A 2,080-nucleotide genomic window follows, 5' to 3' on the forward strand; every position below is an offset into this window, starting at 1 on the left:
TGCAAAGCTGAAAACAGGAAAAAGGGCATTTTACAGAGGTCATCAAAATAAAAAGCGAAAACAAATTTCTCTGTTTCCGCTTTAAAAATTTATTGCAAATTTTCTACTGGTCGCGTTGGGCCTTTCGTTCTTTTTCCTGCGCGTCAACCACAGCAACAGCAGTCATATTCACGATCTCTTCTACGCTGGCTCCCAACTGCAGGACGTGCACGGGTTTTTTCATCCCCATAAGTATTGGTCCAACAGATTCAGATTTGTTGAGTTCCTTGAGCAGCTTATAGGTGCTGTTACCCGCATCCAAACTTGGGAAAATAAGGGTATTTACTTTCTTACCTGCCAGTTTTGAGAACGGGAATTTCTTCTCCTGTTTTCCGCACTTTTTTAGATATGCCTTGGTAACCCTTGATTTTATTGAAATTAATTTTCAAACTGGGTGTTGCAACGCTATTTTTGTGTATGTTTTTGAGAAAATTAAGGAATCGGTCCGGCAGTACTTCTGTTCAAATTATCTCCAAAGAGCGGGGGAAATATAAGGTTGTAAAAACTATAGGCAGCAGTAGTAATGCTCAAAAGATAGAAAAGTTAGAATACCTGGGAAAACAGGAAATTGATCGGATTAGTGCTCAGGGGAAATTATTTATCTCAAAGAATGATGCCTTTGTTGAGCAACTATTTGAGCAAATGGGTAATGCCAGTATCAAAACCGTTGGCCCTGAGATCATCTTTGGAAAGATCTATGACAGTATTGGTTTTAATGCGGTTAAAGAAGATTTATTCCGTCATTTAGTGATCGCTCGTTTAGCTTTTCCATTGAGTAAGCTCAAAACTGCCGAATACCTGTATCGCTTCCAGGGAGTTCAGCTAAATATTGATACGATATATCGTTTTTTAGATAAGCTCAACAGCCGGATCAAGCCTCAGGTGGAACAAATTTCATTTGAGCATACTCGTAAAGTCTTACAAGGGGATATCAGTATTGTTTTCTATGATATGACCACCTTGTATTTTGAAGCCAGTGACGAAGATGATCTGCGCAAAGCGGGATTTAGTAAAGATGGAAAACACCAGAATCCTCAGATATTTTTAGGCCTTCTTGTGGGCTTGGGAGGCTATGCTATTGGGTATGACATTTTCGAAGGAAATATTTATGAAGGACATACCCTTATTCCTTTCATAGAGAAGATTGCTTCTAAATTCAACTTGGATAAACCAGTGATTGTTGCAGATTCCGGGCTGCTCTCTAAATCCAATATTGCAGCTTTAGAGGCGAAGGATTATGAATATATTTTGGGTGCCAGATTAAAAAATGAATCAGAGCAAGTTAAGAAGAAGGTGCTCGCAAGAAAGCTCTCTGATGGAGAGATGATCAAGGTTCCAAAATCTGATGATACCAGGCTTCTGATAACTTATACCAACAACAGAGCAACCAAGGATGCTCATAATCGAAAAAAGGGTCTACAGCGCCTGGAGAAGCGAATTAAATCAGGTAAACTTACCAAATCCAATATCAATAACAAAGGCTACAACAAGTACCTTAAAATGGAAGGAGATGTTTCCATTGAAATCGATTATGAAAAATATTATCAAGATAATGTTTGGGATGGACTCAAAGGATACCTAACCAATACTAGGTTGTCTGATAAACAAGTGGTGGAGAATTATAAAAATTTATTCCACATCGAACGTGCCTTCCGTATGTCCAAAACAGATCTACGCATACGTCCCATCTACCATAGATTGAGGCACCGAATAGAAGCTCACATTTGTATTGCCTTTGCAGCATACAGTGTTTACAAGGAGTTAGAACGTGTACTGTATAAAGAAAAATCAGAAATCTCCCTTAGAAAAGCAGCGGAACTCACTCAGAATATGTACAGCGTAACCTATACTCTTCCAGATTCAAAGCACACAAAAACTAAGCTACTGAAAATGGATGATGAGCAAGCAGAATTATATCAAATTATAGAGAAAAATTTTTAGGGTGTTGCAAAGCTGAAAACAGGAAAAAGGGAAAAACGACCGCTGATCTTTTCCTTATTTAAATTGTATTCAGTAAAAAGATCCCGGATGCCTCTAAGGA

The 2,080-nt window shown here is 38.4% G+C and carries 1 protein-coding gene and 1 pseudogene; one reads left to right on the forward strand and one right to left on the reverse strand.

Features of this window, described 5'->3' with window-relative positions; genetic code table 11:
- Positions 1-103 precede the first annotated feature (103 nt).
- Positions 104-364: pseudogene (locus HC175_RS15010) on the reverse strand (phosphate acyltransferase); the annotation flags it as partial.
- Between the two features lie 92 nt (positions 365-456).
- On the opposite strand from HC175_RS15010, the gene HC175_RS15015 reads away from it, so the two are divergent.
- On the forward strand, positions 457-1,980 hold the full coding sequence (locus HC175_RS15015) for an IS1634 family transposase (protein ID WP_168139310.1): 1,524 nt from the start codon (positions 457-459) through the stop codon (positions 1,978-1,980).
- Positions 1,981-2,080: the final 100 nt, after the last annotated feature.

The sequence above is a fragment of the Salinimicrobium oceani genome, from assembly GCF_012037645.1.

Coding starts and splice junctions, on each gene's coding strand:
- HC175_RS15015 (WP_168139310.1), top strand. CDS start 457: ATGTTTTTGAGAAAATTAAGGAATCGGTCCGGCAGTACTTCTGTTCAA.